A 15684-nucleotide genomic window follows, 5' to 3' on the forward strand; every position below is an offset into this window, starting at 1 on the left:
ATCTGCTTGATTGCGAATCGGATCCGGGGCCGTTGACGAGGTTCGATGCTCGGCTGGCGTGGCAGATGCACCGGTACTGCGATCGGGATGCGTGCCGGGTGCGGCGGCGGGCGCGGGCCGTGCTGGAGGGATTCGTCAGTGCGGCAGGGGGTTTCGAGAGGGGTGCGAATGGCCGCGGGTGAGGGTGGGGCGCGGGTGGAGGATCACTGCGCCAATGGGCGGATCGTTCCGATTTCCCGGGAGCGGGCCGAGGGGATTCTCGCCATTCACGCCGGCTGTGATTCGGCCTGCGCGCGGAAGGCGAGTGCGGCCGCGTATCTGCGCGGTCGGACGGCGGAACCGAGCGAAAGGCACTCCGATGCTGGTTGAACTGTTCTGCGCGGCGGCGACGGTGATCCTGTGCGCGCTGGCGGCGGTACGCATGACTCATGACGCGCCGGTGTCGGCGGCCCGGCACGCGCGGGATCGCTACTCGGTCGCCGCTATCCGGGCGCGCATCGAGGCCGAGAATCGGGCCGAGAGCCGGGCCGCCGCGCTCACGATCCGGCCGGTCGGTCGCGGAAGCCGCCGGTGAGGGGAGAATCGGGCGGTGGAGATTCGGCGGTGGGTTGGGCTGGGGTTCGGAGGTTCCATCGGCGCGGCCGTGGCCGTTCAGGCGCGGATCAATGGGGAGCTGGGGGAGCGGTTGGGGGATGGGATCGCGGCGGCGGCGATCAGTTTCGGTAGTGGGCTGGTGATCCTGGGGGTGGTGTTCGCGGTCAGCGGGCGGCTGCGTGCGGGTGTCGGGCAGGTGCGGGCGGCGCTGGACAGCGGCGAGTTGCGCTGGTGGCAATTGCTGGGCGGCTTGTCCGGCGCGTATTTCGTTGCGTGTCAGGGTCTTACGGTCGCGACGATCGGGGTGACGGCGTTCACGGTGGCCACCGTGGCCGGGCAGCTGGCGAGCAGTCTGGTGGTGGATCGGCTGGGCTGGGGTCCGAGTGGACCTACGCCCGTGACGGCTCTGCGGGTCGGCGCCGCGGTGCTCGGTCTGGTCGCGGTCCTGCTCGCGGTGGTCGGCCGGAGCGGCACCGGTACCGGCTCGCACTCCGCCGCCTCGGTGCTGCTGGTGGTCCTGCCCCTGATCGCGGGCGTGCTGGTGGCGTGGCAGCAGGCGGTGAACGGCCGGGTGGGTGCGGTCGGCGGACCCTTGTCGGCGACGCTGGCGAACTTCGCGACCGGTACCGCGGCGCTGCTGGTCGTCGAAGCGGTGGTGCTGGTCCGGCGCGGCGGTCTCCACAGTCCGCCGACCGAGCCCTGGCTGTATCTCGGCGGCCTGATCGGGATTTCGTTCGTGGCGCTGGCCGTGGCCGTCGTGCGCTGGATCGGCGTGCTGCTGCTGGGCCTGGCCTCGGTGGCGGGTCAGCTGCTGGCGTCGGTGGTGCTGGATGTGGTCGCGCCGACCGGGGCCGGTGTGTCCGCGCTGGCGGTCACGGGTTGCGCATTGACCTTCGTGGCGGTGGCGGTGGCCGCGAGATCCCGTGCGGGATTGCCGGCGGAGCCCGCGTGAGAGACGCCGGACCCGCGGTGTGACAAGGGTTTCCGGTTCGCGGCCGATACCCCGGTACCGGCCGCGATCACCGGGTCAGACCAGTTTCTTCGAGCGCAGCTCGTGGCCCTTGGACGTCTTGCAACGCCCCGATTCCAGGTCCCACTGCCACCCGTGCAGGTTGCAGGTCAGCGTATTGCCTTCCACCACACCGAATTTCGACAGGTCGGCCTTGAGGTGCGGGCAGCGGCGCTGCACTTCCCAGCCGTCGAGTTCGGTGGAGGCGGTGTCGTCGTGCGCCTCGGAGAACCAGCCGTCGGCGTAGGCGATGCGCTCGTCGGTGAGGCACTTGAAGAAGGTGTAGAGGAATTCGTTGTATCCGCCGATGCGCCAGGTGGTGAAGCGCGTGGACAGGAAGATGGTGTTGACCCAGTCGGGTTCGTCGTCGCGCAGCACGGTGCGGACCAGCTGCGGCGCGATGCGGAATCCGTAGCGGTACTTGCCTTCTCCCTCGATGGGTTCGCGCACTTCGCGCTTGGGGAAGTCCAGCACCACGGTCTCGTCGCCCATGACCAGGCCGACGGGGTAGCCGATGCCGTCGCAGATGAGGTCGCTCTGCTTCATGATCGGCTCGAACTTGGCCTTCAGCGCGGGCAGCAGCGGTTCGCCCTCGGCGGGCGCCCAGGTCGCCTTCTCGGCGGCCAGCACGGGCGCCAGGCGCTGGGCCATGTCCTCGATGTAGGCGGCCTTGTCGCCGTAGATGGTGTCGGGGTCGACGGGGTGGGTGAGCGAGAGCAGTTCCTTGCCACGCAGATCCGCGGTCGAGCCGGGGATCAGCAGCAGCCCGCCCTCGTTGCCGTGGATCTTCATCTGATCCAGGAAGGTGATCTGGTCGGGGAAGATGTTGCCTTCGTCGCCGCGGTCGTCGTTGAGGTAGCGCAGCTCGTCGTCGAGGAATACCGGCGGACCGGCGGACGGCACCACCCAGGTGGCCCCGACCTGCTCGATGTAGGAGCGGGCGCGGTCCATGCCGCGCTGCCGCTTCTGCTTGCCGAAGTTGGCCTTGGTCTTGGTCGGAATGTCGTAGACCATCGGGTACCAGATGGCGCCCGAGTACTGGAGCAGGTGGATGTCCACGTGCCCGAAGTTGTCGTGCAGCACGTCCATGTCGACGGGTCGCGCGTCGTTCATGTTGAAGCAGACGGTTTCCCCGTCGGCGACGACGAGCGCGGAGTCGCCGATCGGTCCGTCGGCGGGCGCGCGCAGCGCGATGATCATGATGTCGAGGTCGCCGCCGGGTCCGGTGACAGTGGTCTTGACGGAATCCTCGGTCTCCACGAACGTGGTGAACCCGAGCGCCTCGAGCTCCCGCTTCAGGTCCGGCACCGGGTAGTCGGGGAGCAGGACGGTGGTGTCCTTATTGATCTTGTCCGCGAGCAGCTTGGCGTCCCAGTGATCGCGGTGCAGGTGCGACACGTAGAGGAAGTCGCAGTTGCCGAGCTCGTCCCAGTCCAGCTGGGTGTTGTCGGGGAACGGGAACCATGACCCGAAATAGGCCGGATTGACCCATGGATCGCAGAGGATCGTTCCGGCCGCGGTTCGGATGTGGAATCCGGCGTGTCCGACGCTGGTGATCTGCACGAGCTTCATTCCTCCCTGACCGTTACCAGCCACCCAGACTACTGGCTGGCCGGAGACGTCACCGATGCAGTAACCCCTCGGTGCCCGACTTCGAGATGTATATCTATTTCGTCTGACTACCCGCACCGGACCTGTTTCAGTGTCACCGCGTCACATCAAAACGGGGTGCTGTTACCCGGATCACTGGATGCCGCGCGGGCAGCGACTACGCTAGCGGAACTGTGGAACCCGTCTACTACCCGATCATCGGGCTGGCCCGCACCGTTTTCGCGCTGCAGGGCCTGAAGTTCGCCATCAAGGGCGACGACAATATTCCGTCGACCGGTGGTGCGGTGATCGCGATCAACCACACCGGGTACATGGACTTCACCTACGCGGGCCTGCCCGCCCGCACCACGAAGCGCTACATCCGCTTCATGGCGAAGAAGGAAGTCTTCGACAATGCCGTCACCGGCCCGGTCATGCGTGCGCTGAAGCACATTCCGGTGGACCGGTCGGCGGGCGCGGATTCCTATCACGAGGCCGTGGCCCGGCTGAAGGCCGGCGAACTGGTCGGCGTCTACCCCGAGGCCACCATCAGCCGCAGCTTCGAGCTGAAGGACTTCAAGTCCGGCGCGGCCCGCATGGCCATCGAGGCCGGCGTCCCGATCATCCCGATCGTCATCTGGGGCGCGCAGCGGGTCTGGACCAAGGGCCACCCGAAGCGCCTGGGCCGTACCAACACCCCGGTCTCCATCGCGGTCGGCAAGCCGATCCAGCCCTTCGAACCCGCCTGGGCCCTGACCGAACAGCTCAAGGGCACCATGCAGGAAATGCTGCTGGACCTGCAGAAGGACTACATCCACGAGCCCGGCGCCTACTGGGTTCCGTCCCGTCTGGGCGGCGGCGCCCCCACCCTCGAGGAGGCCAACGAGATGGACCGCCGCGAAGCCGAGGAGAAGGCCGCCCGCCGCACCCAGCGGTCCGCCGACTAACTCGGATCCGACCCGCTGACGGCAGACAGCCATGTGGCCGTGGCCGCCCCCACCATGGTGGCGGCCACGAAAGCCCCCACCCCGCCGCCCGCCACGTACACCCACAGCAACCCGGCGAACGGCCCCGCCACCGCGGACTGCGCATCCAACAGCACCCGCCGCCCCACCCCGGTCCGCCCGATCGCCTCGGGATCCACCCGCTCCGGATTGTCGACGAGCCGCCCCACCGGCTCCGAATCCCGCACTCGCCCCGACGGATACATCCGCCGCCCGTCGACGGACACCTTGCGCCCGCCGATCTCGGCCGTCCGAGGCGTGAGCGTCACCAGCCCCGGTTCGAAATACACAGGCAGCCACCGATTCCGGCCCTCGACGCTGAACTCCAGCCACGACCGGCTCACCAACCGATGCTGCTGCCGCACCCGCCGCACCGCCAGTTCCTTCGCCCCACCGCGCAACCCTGCGGGCAGATACCCGAACGCGACCGCGAACCGAAACCCGGCGTACCCCAGAATGACCACCGCCACGGCGATCAACATCGCACCCTGCTCCGGATCAGCGAACGGGACCCAGGCGATGGTGATCGCCAGGGTCCCGATCGTCACGAGCGCCGGATAGGCCAGGGGGTGGCCCATCCGGGAATTCACTTCAGGAAGCCGATTTTGGTGTAGTCGAGGCTGGCCAGACCGGCCGCGCCGTAGTTGGCGAGGTTGCCCCGAACGGCCACGTTGCCGGCCGACTGCATGAGCGGCAGGGAGTGGCCTTCCGCGAAGATCTGCTTGTCGACCTGGTTGGCCAGTTCGATGGCCTTGTCGGGGTCGAGCTCGGAGACGGTCTTCTCGATCAGGTCGTTGAGTTCGGGAGAACCGATGCGGCCGTAGTTGCCCTGCAGGTCATTGGTTTCGGGGTGGTAGCCCCAGATCTGGTCGATGCTGCCGAGCGGGAACAGGTCGCCGACCCAACTCCAGTGCGCCATGTCGAAGTCACCGGGCTGGATCACCTTGGTGAAGTAGTCCTGGCCGGGCTTCGTCACGATATTGAGCTTCACGCCGATCGAGGCCAGATTCTGCTGCATGACCTGTGCCATCTGCACCCAGGTGTCGGCGTTGTACATCACATCGCGGAACTCGAGCTTCTTCCCGTCCTTCTCTCGGATGCCGCCACCGGCGGGCACCTTCCAGCCGAGGTCGTCGAGTTCCTTGGCGGCCTCGTTCGGGTCGAAGGCCGGAGCGTTGTCCTGATAGCCCTTCTGTCCCGCCATGTAGATGTGGTTGTTGAGCGGCTTGGGATCGACGACCAGGCCGGTCTGGATGGCGGTGGCGATACCCTGCCGGTCGATGGCCTTGCCGACGGCCACGCGCAGCTTGGGGTCGGCGAAGATCGATCCGGGCGCGCCGTTGAAGGTGATGTGCGACCACGAGTTACCGGGCGCGTGGCGAATGACCACGCCCGGCGTGTTCTCGGCGGTCTTGCGATCGTCGCGTGAGCCGATGCCGACCACGTCGATCTCGTTGTTCTGCAGGGCCGGCATGGTTGCCTGGTCGTTGAGCACGCTGAAGGTGATGGTGTCGAGCTTGGGGGTGTCACCCCACCACTTCGGGTTGTGCCCCAACACGATCCGGCCTTGCCCCCGATCGGTGGACTGAACCATGAACGGTCCCGAGGTCAGCCCGATGGCGTCCACGTATCCCTTGTTGAAGGATTCCGGTGTGCTGGTCACGGACTTCGGGTAGAGGAAGGAGTTGCCGGCGAACTGGCCCTTCCACTCCGAGAAGTGCTTGTTGAAGGTGAGGACGGCCTGCCGGTCGTCGGTCCCGCGCTCGATCTTCTCGACCCGGTCCCAACCCTGGTTGTTGGCGAGCAGGAAGTCCTTGTTGCGCCCGCTGAGCGCGTTGCCCTGGGCGGCGATGTCCTCCCAGGTGATCGGCGATCCATCGGACCAGACGGCCTTGGGGTTGATCGTGTAGGTGACCTGCTGCGGATTCGTGTTCGTCAGCTGGATATCGGTGAAGTAGTTCGTGTCGATCGAGAGATTGCCCGACGCATCGGACTTGAAGGCGCGCGGCATCATCGACCGTTCGACGCCCATGATCTCGGCGTCATTGCCGTCGATGTTCAGCGTGTTCCAGTTCGCCGGGAACGCCGACATGGCCAGCCGCAGATTGCCGCCGTCCTTCAGATCGGCGACATCGTGCGGATTGATATCACTGGTGGTGCCGAGCTCGGCTTTGCCCTGCGGCGCGGTACCGTCGTCGCCCCCGCATCCGGTCGCCACCATTGTCACGGCGACCAGTGGGACCGCGAGCTTCGTTCCGATCGAGCGAATCCTCACCGGTTGCTCCTTCCGTTGGAGTTCTGCTGGAACACTCTCCGCTCCTATCCCGAAACGACCGGGACGGGAACGGCGTCGATGAGGGCGCGGGTGTACTCGTGCCGCGGATCGTTGAAGACCTGTTCGGCCGCACCATATTCGACGATCTGACCGCGGTACATGACGGCAATGTCGTGGGCAAGATTGCGTACGACCGACAGGTCATGGGAGACGAACAGGTACGACAGCCCGCGTTCGGCCTGCAAGTCGCGCAGCAGATTCAGCACTCCGGCCTGGATCGACACGTCCAGCGAGGACACCGGCTCGTCGAGGACCAGGATCTCCGGATCCAAGGCGAGCGCCCGCGCGATATTGATGCGCTGCTTCTGGCCGCCGGAGAAGTCGGCCGGATACCGGTCAGCATGCTCGGGACGAAGGCCCACGAGCTCCAGCAATTCCTTGACCCGGCGTTGGATTTCGTCCTTCGGGCGGCCGTTGATGCGCAGCGGCTCGCCGAGCGCATCGGAGATCGGAAGACGCGGGTCGAGCGACGAGGCGGGATCCTGGAACACGATCTGCATCTTGCGCCGGATTTCCCGCCGCCGGGCCTTGGTGAGGGTGGTGACATCACTGCCCAATACCTCGATGCTGCCGCTCTCCGGCGCGACGAGGTCCATGATCTGGGTCAGCGTCGTCGATTTCCCGGAACCGGATTCCCCGACCAGCGCCAGCGTGCGGCCCGACTTGATCTCGAAGCTGACGCCGTCGACCGCCTTCACCTCACCGGTCCGGCGTTTGAAGACCACTCCGGAGGTGAGCGGGAAGGTCTTCTGCAGGTCCGAAACCCGCAGCACCACACGCTCATCGGTGGGTATCGGCGTTTCGGTGGGCGGCACCTCGCGGCGGTAGGCCGCGAAAAGGTCCGCGGTCCCGACTTCGGCGACGCGGATGCAGGCGGCCCGATGCCCGGGCTCGGTGTCCCGCAGGGGAGGTTCCGCCGCTCGGCAGTCCTCCACCGCGACCGGGCAGCGTGGTGCGAACGGGCAGCCCGGAGGCAGTGCGTGCATGGCCGGCGGTGCGCCGACGATGGGCACCAGCGGCATTCGCGCCGGACCGTCCAGTCGCGGAATGGAACCCAGCAGGCCCACCGTGTACGGCATCCGCGGTGCGTTGAAAAGATCTGCGGTGCGGGCGGTTTCGATGATCCGGCCCGCGTACATGACCGCCACCCGATCGGCCAGCGTGGCCGCGATCCCCATGTCGTGGGTGATGAAGACGACGCCCGCGCCGGTGATGTCACGGGCCTTGCGCAGCAGGTTCAGGATTTGCTTCTGCACGGTGACGTCGAGCGCGGTGGTCGGCTCGTCGCAGATGATGAGCTCGGGATCGTTGGCGATGGCGATGGCGATCACCACGCGCTGGCGCATACCGCCGGAGAACTCGTGCGGGAACGCCTTGGCGCGCAGAGCGGCATCCGGAATGCCGACCAGATCCAGTAGTTCCACCGCCTTGTCGGCGGCTTCCTGCTTGCTCATCTTGCCGTGCGCCAGTAGGGCTTCGGCGATCTGGTCGCCGACGCGGTATACCGGTGTCAAGGCCGAGAGCGGGTCCTGGAAGACCATGGAGATCTTGCTGCCGCGCAGCGTGGACAGCTGCCGGTCACCCATGCCGAGCAGTTCCTGGCCTCGGAGGCGGATGGATCCCTGCACCCGGGCCTGATCGGGGAGCAGCCCCATGATCGCCAGCGAGGACACCGATTTTCCGGAACCGGATTCACCGACGATGGCCAGGACCTCGCCGTCCTGCACGGTGTAGTTCACACCGCGCACCGCCTCGACGCGGCCCTCTTCGCTCGGGAAGCTCACCCGCAGATCGGACACCTCGAGCAGCGGCGCGGTCGTGGCGCGGATTCCATTGTCGGACATGGTCGTGTTGTCGGTCATGCCGCGGCCTTTCCGGCGGGAGCCGCCGCCCGGTCCTTGCGGCGTGAGCGCGCACGCTGAGAGCTGGGGTCGAAAGCGTCGCGCAACCCGTCGCCGACCAGGTTCGTGCACAACACGGTCAGGATCAGGAACCCACCCGCGAACAGGAACAGCCACGGGTAGGTGAGCGCCGACTTGGTGCCCGAGGCGATCAGTGTGCCCAGTGAGACATCCGGCGGCTGGACACCGAATCCCAGGTAGCTCAGACCGGTTTCGCCCATGATCGCCGCGCCCACCGCGAGCGCGGTGTCGATGATCAGGAACGACGCGACGTTCGGGATGATGTGGGTGGTGATGACGGTCCAGGTCGACGCGCCCATATAACGTGCGGCCCTGACGAATTCACGCTCACGCAGGCTCAAGGTGAGTCCGCGCACGATGCGGGCGCTGATCATCCAGCCGAAGCCACCGAGCAACAGGATGAGCAGCACGATGCTGCCGCTGCCCTTCGCCCGCGGCGCGAACAACGCGACGATGATGAAACTGGGGATGACCAGCAGCAGGTCCACCAGCCACATGATCGCCAGATCGGTCCAGCCGCCGAGCAATCCGGCCACCGATCCGGTGAACGCCGCGATCAGGGCGGCCATGAAAGCCACCGCGAAGCCGATGAGCAAGGACTTCTGCAGGCCGCGCAGGGTTTGCGCGAGGACGTCCTGACCGATCTGGTTGGTGCCGAAGGGATGCCGGGAGCTGGGCGGCTTGAGCAGCGCTGTGTAGTCGAGCTGCTGGTAGTCGTACTTCAGGAAGGGCGGCAATGCGAAGGCGAGCACCACCATGAGGATCAGGATCGTTAGTCCGATGACGGCCGGCTTGTTGCGCAGGAAGCGCCGTACGACCAGCTTGCGCCGGCCCGCGGCCATCGGCTCGGGAGCGCCTTGGACGATGAGTTCGGTTTCGGACATCACGCACGCACCCTGGGGTCGAGAATCGCTGTGACGATGTCGGACAACAATCCGGACAACAGGATCACCAGCGCGACGAATCCGGTGACCGTCACCACGGGGTACAGGTCCTGGGCGTTGATCGAGTCGACCAGCCATTCACCGACGCCGTGCCAGCCGAAGATCTTCTCGACGAAGGCCGCGCCGGTGATGAGCCCGCCGAAGCTGTACGCGAACAGCGTCGCCATCGGGATGAGCGCGGTGCGCAGGCCGTGTTTGTACAGCGCCCGGGAACGGGTGAGGCCCTTCGCGCGTGCCGTCCGGATGAAGTCGTTCTGGAGGACGTCGAGCATGGCGGCGCGCTGATAGCGGCTGTATCCGGCAGCGGCGGTGAGGATCAGGGCCGCCGTGGGAACGATCATGTGCTGTAGGCGGTCCACGAACTGATTCCAGGTGCCGTGCACCGCGTTCGCCGATGTCTCGCCGGTGTAGTAGAAGATCTGCTGCCCCGTGGCCGTATTGATGCCGTACGCACCGTATTTCAGCAATGTCGCGAGCAGGAACACCGGCGTGCTGATGATCAACAGCGAAATCACCGTGGTCAGGTAGTCGCTGAACTTGTACTGCCGGATCGCCCCGGCCGCGCCGATCAGCACACCGAGAATCGTGCCGATGATCGAGCCGACCAGGACCAGCCGGAGGCTGACCCCGATGCGGCGCGGCAGTTCCTGGTTCACCGGCTGCCCCGCCAGCGTCTTGCCGAAGTCTCCGTGCGTGACGATCCCGCCGACCCACTCCGCGTAGCGCTGCGGGATCGGCATGTCCAGCTTCAGCTCTTCGCGCTTGGCGTCGATCACCGACTGCGGCGGCCGCGGGTTGCGATGTTCGAGACTGTCGAGCGGGCGAAACGTGAGGGACGCGAGCCCGAACGCCAGGAACGACGCCAGTACCAACAGCACGACATAGTTCAGCGCACGTCGCAGCAGAAAACCGGCCATCATTCCCTTTCGGGGTCGAGTTCTGCACCAGATCATAGGGAGTGGAGTGGGGAAACGCGGGGTACGGACCGGGGACGCCCCGGCAATCCGTGTGTTACCCGGCGCGTGAGGGTGGCGCCGGAAAGGTCTCGTTTGTACGGCAGCGTCCGTAATCCACGGGCGCACGGGTCGCGGCTCGAGGCAGGATGGAGTAGGTGACGCTCTTTCACCTGCCCAAACCCAAGATGGTCGCCTCCGACGTGGACGGCACGCTCATCGACCACCGTGAGCAGGTGAGCGCCCGGACCAAGGCCGCTGTCGACGCCCTGATCGCGGACGGGGTGCCGTTCGTGCTGGCGACCGGACGGCCGCCGCGCTGGATCGATCCGGTGGTCGAGGGGCTGGGGTACGCGCCGCTGTGTGTGTGCGGCAACGGTGCGGTCATCTACGACAGCGCCTCGGACCGAGTGCTGGACAGCCGGACCCTCGATGTCGAAACCCTCACCTGGCTCGCCGATCTGGCCGAGGGCCTGCTCCCCGGTTGTGGCCTGGCCGCCGAACGAGTCGGCGCCACCGCGCACGACGCAGCCACTCCGCAGTTCGTCAGCTCCCCCGAATACGAGCACGCCTGGCTCAACCCCGATGACACCCAGGTCTCTCGCGCCGAGGTCATCGCCTCCCCCGCCATCAAGATGCTGATCCGGCTGCCCGGAACCTCCAGCGCCATCATGCGCAGCACCCTGGAACCGCACCTGGAGGGTCGCGCGGATCTCACCTATTCGACCGACAACGGCTTGATCGAATTGTCCGCGCCGGGCGTCACCAAGGCGACGGGTCTGGCGGCGGTGGCGCAGCGGCTGGGCGTGCAGCATTCCTCGCTGATCGCCTTCGGTGACATGCCGAACGATGTGCCGATGCTGCTCATGGCGGGTCACGGCGTCGCCATGGCGAACGCCCACCCGGAGGCCATCGCCGCCGCCGACGAGGTGGCTCCCTCGAATGTCGACGACGGCGTGGCCCGCACCCTGGAACGCTGGTGGTCCTGACCTAGTTGGGCGCCACCGCGGGAATGGGTTTGATGGGATCCTGGACCGCGCCGTAGTTCTTCAGCACGGTGGTGACGATTCCGGTCATCCGGTCGAAAATCAGTGCGCCGTTCTGGAAGTCGGTGCGGACGCCGTTCGAGACCGGATATTCATTCGAGGTCGGCAGGCCGAGAATGCCTGTGTCCGCGCCCATTTGCAGGAATCGTTCCAGGATCTTCCCGACCACCGAAACGATCCGTCCGGCGGAATTGGCGTACACGAATCCATTCGTGAATTGCCCGTACTGCCCGCCATCCGCCAGGGCCACCGGCTCTGCTTTCGGTTGTCCCAGTGGGCCTTCCGCGCCACCCTGCTCGTTCCAGTAGCGGGCGACGGCACTGCGGTCGAGCATGCCCAGGATCCGCTGTGTGAGGTCGGCGAGGGCGGCCAGGTCCGCTTCGCTGGAACTGGGGGCGGGCGGTTCCGGGGCTGCCTGGACCTGCGGGTTCGCGCCCGCGTTCTGGCCGGGCCGGTCCCGGTTCGGGCTGGTCGGTTCGACGGCGCCGCCCGCGGCATCGGCGGCGATCTGCCGGATCTTGTCCATCAGGGCGTAGGCGGCATCACCGGGGCAGGTGGTGTTGCCGACGTCGCGGTGGGCGAAGATGTTCGGCAGCTTCACCGCCTGTCCGAGCTCGTATTTCGTGTAGTCGCTGCCCTCGGAGTACATGGTGGTGGAGCCCTGCGGGTCGAAGCCCGCCAGCTTGGCCCGCCAGCCGATGAACTTGCCGAGCGCCTGGATGGAGACGTCGGTCGGATCGTCCTCCTCGTAGTCGCCCATCAGCGCGACACCCGCGGTATCGATATTGAAGCCGCCCGCGTGCGCGCCCTCGACCGGGCGGTCCAGGCCGCCGTAGCGTCCTTCGAAGATCTGCCCGTACTTGTCGACGAGGGCGTTGTACCCGATGTCGCACCAGCCCAGCGTTTTCGCGTGATACGAGTAGATGGCGCGCACGATGCCCGCGGACTCGGCCTTGGTGTAGTCATTGCGGCCGGCGGTGTGGTGCACGGTGATCGCGGAGACGCCGTCGTCGTAGGTGGGTTCCTCGCAGCGCAGCGACTCGTCCGCGCCCCACTGCGCCCGGGAGATCACCTTCGGCCCGCCGCCGGGCAGCGGCGCGGCGACCGAGGTGAGGTTCTCGTCGATGCTGCCGCGGCCCGGATCGATCAGCACCGCGGCCAGTTTCTCCAGGTTGATCTGCGCGGGATCGGCTTTGCTGTCGTCCAGCGGAGTGGGTTCGGCGGGCGCGGAGACGGCTTTCGCCTTCGGCGTCACCAGCATCTGCACGGTCTTGGTGTTGCCCACGTAGATGGGCTCGGTGCCTTTGCGCTTACCCGGCTGGGACTTGTCGCTGCCGGATTCGGATTCGGCGTCGTACCACGGTCCCCAGGTGCCGTCGGGGCGCTGGGCGCGAATCTTGGTGGTGGCGTTCAGAACGTCGGTCGCGGTGAGCGCGACCATGCTGAACGGGGTGTCGCGGGTGATTTCCTTGACCTGCGCGCCGACCTTGTCGACCAGGTCGGTGGGGACCGCGCCGGGGGAGAGGGCGGGGGCGCGCAGATCGCCGGTGAGACCGGGGACCGGGTGTGGCCCCGGGGCCGCCGGGATCTCCGGCCCCGGTTCGGCGATGAATCCGGGTGCGCCCGCGGGGGCAGCCGGTTTCGCGGAGCCGGGGACCACCGGTGTGGCGTTGGGGAGGGAGCCCGGCACGGTGGGCCGGACGGCGTGTGGCGCCGGAATCGGGGCGGGCCCGACGGGCTGCGGCTGGGAATTGTTGAGTCTGGGCAGCGGGATCTCGGTCGGCAGGGGCACGCCGGGGATCAGGTTCTGGGGGATCTGAATCGAGCTGGGCAGCGGCAACATCCGCAGATCGGACAGTCGGAGGTCGGGCAGGTCCAGCCCGGTCAGCTCGCGCAGCGGCAGCACGATGTCGGGCACCGAGGACAGGGCGACTTCAGCCATTTGTGCAGGTATAGCTGCCAAATTGCTTTCATCCGCGTTCCGGACATCCCGGGCGTCACTCAGTGCGAGGACACCGGCGGGCACGATCAGCGCGAGGGCGGTGACAACCGGGAGCGTGTAGGCATGTTTCGGTCTGCGATACGGCACAAGCATCTCCCATTCAGGTAAATCGGTCTAACCGCGCCCCCGAGCACAAGCTTGCTACTTGGCGCATCAACGATCACACTAGTCTCTACTGTCACATTCCCTGAACGTATGGTTGAGGCTTAGCTTTGGGTAACTCGAATGTAGCTTCGGCCCTCGAAAGAACGGGTATGACATGCCGAACGGGTACCTAGCCGAGCGCCGTAGACGGCGCGGTCTGCTCACCCTGTCCCTCGCAGTCGCCGCCACCACCGGCGGCACCGCCGTCCTCGTGTGGGCCTGGCCCGGGAACGCCCTCCACCTGACGGTCGGCGCCGGTCACGGCCGCGGTCTGAGCCAGCACGGTGCGTTCGAGAAGGCCGCGGAAGGCTGGACCGCCGACCGCATTCTCGCGAACTACTACTCCGGAGCCGACCTCGCCGGCATCGGCGCGACCTCCGTTCGAGTACGCCTCATGGAGCAGGACGACAAAACCCTCGACGTCGTCTCCGACTCCGTCTTCTACGTCGCCGGCCGCCGTGTCATCCCCGGCCAGGCCGCCCACCTCACCCCCACCGCCTCCGGCGCGGACGTCACCATCACCCAGGACTGCGACGGCAACACGTTGTGGGAGGGCTCGACCGACGATCCGTGGGCCTACCCCGTCACCGAAGGCACCGCCCGCCCCGCCGAGGAACAACTGGAAATCTGCGGCGGCAACGCCTTCCGCGGCGTCCTCGGCGTAGCCCTGGACGGCGACGCCTTCCGCACCGTCAACGAGGTGGACCTCGACGACTACCTCAAGGGCGTGGTCCCCGCCGAAATGATCCCCGGCTGGGCCGACCAAGGCGGCGCCGAAGCCCTCAAAGCCCAAGCCATCGCCGCCCGCTCCTACGCCCTGGCCGAAGACCGCTACACCTACGCCCAAACCTGCGACACCACCGACTGCCAGATGTACCTCGGCACCGACAAAGAGGACCCCCGCACCACCGAAGCCGTCGACTCCACCTCCGGCCGAGTCCTGGTCCGCGACAACCACATCCTCCGCGCCGAATACTCCGCCGCCCCCGACGGCGGCCCCCTGACCCCGGCCTCGGCCATGGAGATCGGCCCCGCCCTCACCGACTTCCCGGCAGTCCAACCCCAGGGCCTCCTCCCCAGCCTCCTTACCCCGCAATCCCCCCAAACTGGAACTACCCCAACGGAAGTCGATCCGGAAACCGGCGCCGCCCCGGAAGCCACCGCCCCCGGCGCCGACACCCCGGCCCTCACGGATCCGTCCCACACCCCGCAAACCCTCCCCGGTGCCGAAAACCCCGCAACCCCCGGCGATGTCACGCCGGACACCCCGGCTCGCCCCAGCCCGGGCAACCGGACCCGAGGCACCCTCCCCATCCCCGGCAGCGCCGACCCGAACTCCCTGCACTCCGACACCCGCGGGGTCCCCGATCAAACACCCCCGCAGCCGCTGGCGGTCCCCACCGTCACCCCGGCTCCCCGAACCGTAACCACCCCAGCTCAACCCACCCCCACCCGTCCGGCCTACACCCCGGCGCAGCCGACCACTCCGAGCGCAACCCCCTACCCAGCCGAGTAACCCATGCACAGGGCGGCACCTTCGAAAAGAGGGTGCCGCCCTGGTGTGTGTTTCAGTCCAGGGAAAGGTCGCCGAGGGATTCGGAGAACTTGCGGAGGAGGGGGATCAAGGCCTCTCGGTCGGCGGGGGTGAGGTCTGCCAGGAGGCGTTGTTCGTTGTCCATGTGCAGGGGGAGGACGTTGTCGACGAGGGTGCGGCCGGTGTCGGTGAGGCGGACTCGGATGGCGCGGCGGTCGACCGGGTCGGGCACGCGTTCGACCAAGTCCTTGGCGACCAGGCGGTCGATGCGGTTGGTGATGGCGCCGGAGGTGCGCATGGCGGCCTTGTTGAGGGCGCCCGCGGTGAGGCCGGATTCGTTGCCGGAGCGGCGGAGGGTGGCGAGGACGTCGAACTCCCAGAACTCCAGGCCCTGCGTGCGGAAGAACTCGGTGAGTTCGCGCTCGATGATGTGGGCCAGGCGGGAGATGCGGCCGAAGATCTCCATGGGGGAGCTGTCGACGTCGGGGCGCTGCTGACGCCAGGCGGCGGTGATCTGGTCGACTGCGTCGGGCATGTGACCTGCTCCTTTCGGTCCCCGAAATAATCTCAACGTTGAGATACTTGACGCTGAGGTATCTGGGATGGT

At 67.1% G+C, this 15684-nt stretch carries 13 protein-coding genes; 5 read left to right on the forward strand and 8 right to left on the reverse strand.

Annotation, left to right across the window (positions count from 1 at the left end; genetic code table 11):
- The first annotated feature begins 358 nt into the window (after nucleotides 1-358).
- Together ACQPYY_RS00435 and ACQPYY_RS00440 are read left to right on the forward strand one after the other, a co-directional pair.
- On the forward strand, nucleotides 359-574 hold the full coding sequence (locus ACQPYY_RS00435) for a hypothetical protein (protein ID WP_433592388.1): 216 nt from the start codon (nucleotides 359-361) through the stop codon (nucleotides 572-574).
- A 15-nt stretch (nucleotides 575-589) separates the two neighbouring features.
- Nucleotides 590-1546, forward strand: a complete 957-nt coding sequence (locus ACQPYY_RS00440) for a DMT family transporter (protein WP_433592389.1) — start codon at nucleotides 590-592, stop codon at nucleotides 1544-1546.
- 75 nt (nucleotides 1547-1621) lie between these two features.
- Here ACQPYY_RS00440 and ACQPYY_RS00445 read toward each other — a convergent pair whose 3' ends face one another.
- Entirely contained in the window at nucleotides 1622-3166 is a 1545-nt protein-coding gene (locus ACQPYY_RS00445) for a Rieske 2Fe-2S domain-containing protein (protein ID WP_433594803.1), read from the reverse strand.
- A 221-nt stretch (nucleotides 3167-3387) separates the two neighbouring features.
- Here ACQPYY_RS00445 and ACQPYY_RS00450 point away from each other — a divergent pair, with 221 nt between their 5' ends.
- Nucleotides 3388-4140: a lysophospholipid acyltransferase family protein gene (locus ACQPYY_RS00450; protein ID WP_379103158.1), complete on the forward strand. Its 753-nt coding sequence runs from the start codon at nucleotides 3388-3390 to the stop codon at nucleotides 4138-4140.
- On the opposite strand, the gene ACQPYY_RS00455 is transcribed toward ACQPYY_RS00450, so the two are convergent.
- The 5 genes from ACQPYY_RS00455 to ACQPYY_RS00475 are packed head-to-tail and all read right to left on the reverse strand — an operon-like array spanning nucleotide 4137 to nucleotide 10315.
- A complete protein-coding gene (locus ACQPYY_RS00455; protein WP_433592390.1) occupies nucleotides 4137-4745 on the reverse strand; it encodes a hypothetical protein in 609 nt (202 codons plus the stop codon). The two genes, ACQPYY_RS00450 and ACQPYY_RS00455, sit on opposite strands and share 4 nt — an antisense overlap.
- Nucleotides 4746-4783: 38 nt before the next feature.
- Complete coding sequence (locus ACQPYY_RS00460; protein ID WP_433592391.1) at nucleotides 4784-6472, reverse strand: ABC transporter family substrate-binding protein; 1689 nt, start codon at nucleotides 6470-6472, stop codon at nucleotides 4784-4786.
- Between the two features lie 44 nt (nucleotides 6473-6516).
- Nucleotides 6517-8394 (reverse strand): ABC transporter ATP-binding protein, encoded by a 1878-nt coding sequence (locus tag ACQPYY_RS00465; RefSeq protein WP_433592392.1) that lies wholly within the window; start codon nucleotides 8392-8394, stop codon nucleotides 6517-6519.
- On the reverse strand, nucleotides 8391-9338 hold the full coding sequence (locus ACQPYY_RS00470) for an ABC transporter permease (RefSeq protein ID WP_433592393.1): 948 nt from the start codon (nucleotides 9336-9338) through the stop codon (nucleotides 8391-8393). Before ACQPYY_RS00470 ends, ACQPYY_RS00465 begins: the two co-directional genes overlap by 4 nt.
- Nucleotides 9338-10315 (reverse strand): ABC transporter permease, encoded by a 978-nt coding sequence (locus ACQPYY_RS00475; RefSeq protein WP_357275098.1) that lies wholly within the window; start codon nucleotides 10313-10315, stop codon nucleotides 9338-9340. The genes ACQPYY_RS00470 and ACQPYY_RS00475 overlap by 1 nt, the downstream gene beginning before the upstream one ends.
- 224 nt (nucleotides 10316-10539) lie before the next feature.
- Here ACQPYY_RS00475 and ACQPYY_RS00480 point away from each other — a divergent pair, with 224 nt between their 5' ends.
- Complete coding sequence (locus tag ACQPYY_RS00480) at nucleotides 10540-11340, forward strand: HAD family hydrolase (protein ID WP_379103767.1); 801 nt, start codon at nucleotides 10540-10542, stop codon at nucleotides 11338-11340.
- Nucleotide 11341: 1 nt separating this feature from the next.
- Here the strand turns inward: ACQPYY_RS00480 and ACQPYY_RS00485 are convergent, their stop codons facing one another.
- Nucleotides 11342-13339 carry an N-acetylmuramoyl-L-alanine amidase gene (locus tag ACQPYY_RS00485; RefSeq protein ID WP_433592394.1) on the reverse strand — a complete coding sequence of 666 codons (1998 nt, stop codon included), beginning with the start codon at nucleotides 13337-13339 and terminating at the stop codon, nucleotides 11342-11344.
- A 319-nt stretch (nucleotides 13340-13658) separates the two neighbouring features.
- Between ACQPYY_RS00485 and ACQPYY_RS00490 the strand changes: the two genes are divergently transcribed.
- Nucleotides 13659-15059 carry a SpoIID/LytB domain-containing protein gene (locus tag ACQPYY_RS00490; protein WP_433592395.1) on the forward strand — a complete coding sequence of 467 codons (1401 nt, stop codon included), beginning with the start codon at nucleotides 13659-13661 and terminating at the stop codon, nucleotides 15057-15059.
- Nucleotides 15060-15111: 52 nt separating this feature from the next.
- Here the strand turns inward: ACQPYY_RS00490 and ACQPYY_RS00495 are convergent, their stop codons facing one another.
- Nucleotides 15112-15612: a MarR family winged helix-turn-helix transcriptional regulator gene (locus ACQPYY_RS00495; protein WP_433592396.1), complete on the reverse strand. Its 501-nt coding sequence runs from the start codon at nucleotides 15610-15612 to the stop codon at nucleotides 15112-15114.
- Between the last annotated feature and the right edge of the window lie 72 nt (nucleotides 15613-15684).

It is taken from the genome of Nocardia sp. CA-145437 (genome assembly GCF_050956485.1).
In the GTDB taxonomy this organism is placed as follows: Bacteria; Actinomycetota; Actinomycetes; order Mycobacteriales; family Mycobacteriaceae; genus Nocardia.

Bases quoted from the DNA above. Each gene is read 5' to 3' on its own strand.
- ACQPYY_RS00485 (WP_433592394.1), bottom strand. From the start codon at position 13,339: ATGGCTGAAGTCGCCCTGTCCTCGGTGCCCGACATCGTGCTGCCGCTG.
- ACQPYY_RS00470 (WP_433592393.1), bottom strand. From the start codon at position 9,338: ATGTCCGAAACCGAACTCATCGTCCAAGGCGCTCCCGAGCCGATGGCC.
- ACQPYY_RS00465 (WP_433592392.1), bottom strand. From the start codon at position 8,394: ATGACCGACAACACGACCATGTCCGACAATGGAATCCGCGCCACGACC.
- ACQPYY_RS00435 (WP_433592388.1), top strand. From the start codon at position 359: ATGCTGGTTGAACTGTTCTGCGCGGCGGCGACGGTGATCCTGTGCGCG.
- ACQPYY_RS00480 (WP_379103767.1), top strand. From the start codon at position 10,540: ATGGTCGCCTCCGACGTGGACGGCACGCTCATCGACCACCGTGAGCAG.
- ACQPYY_RS00495 (WP_433592396.1), bottom strand. From the start codon at position 15,612: ATGCCCGACGCAGTCGACCAGATCACCGCCGCCTGGCGTCAGCAGCGC.
- ACQPYY_RS00490 (WP_433592395.1), top strand. From the start codon at position 13,659: ATGCCGAACGGGTACCTAGCCGAGCGCCGTAGACGGCGCGGTCTGCTC.
- ACQPYY_RS00475 (WP_357275098.1), bottom strand. From the start codon at position 10,315: ATGGCCGGTTTTCTGCTGCGACGTGCGCTGAACTATGTCGTGCTGTTG.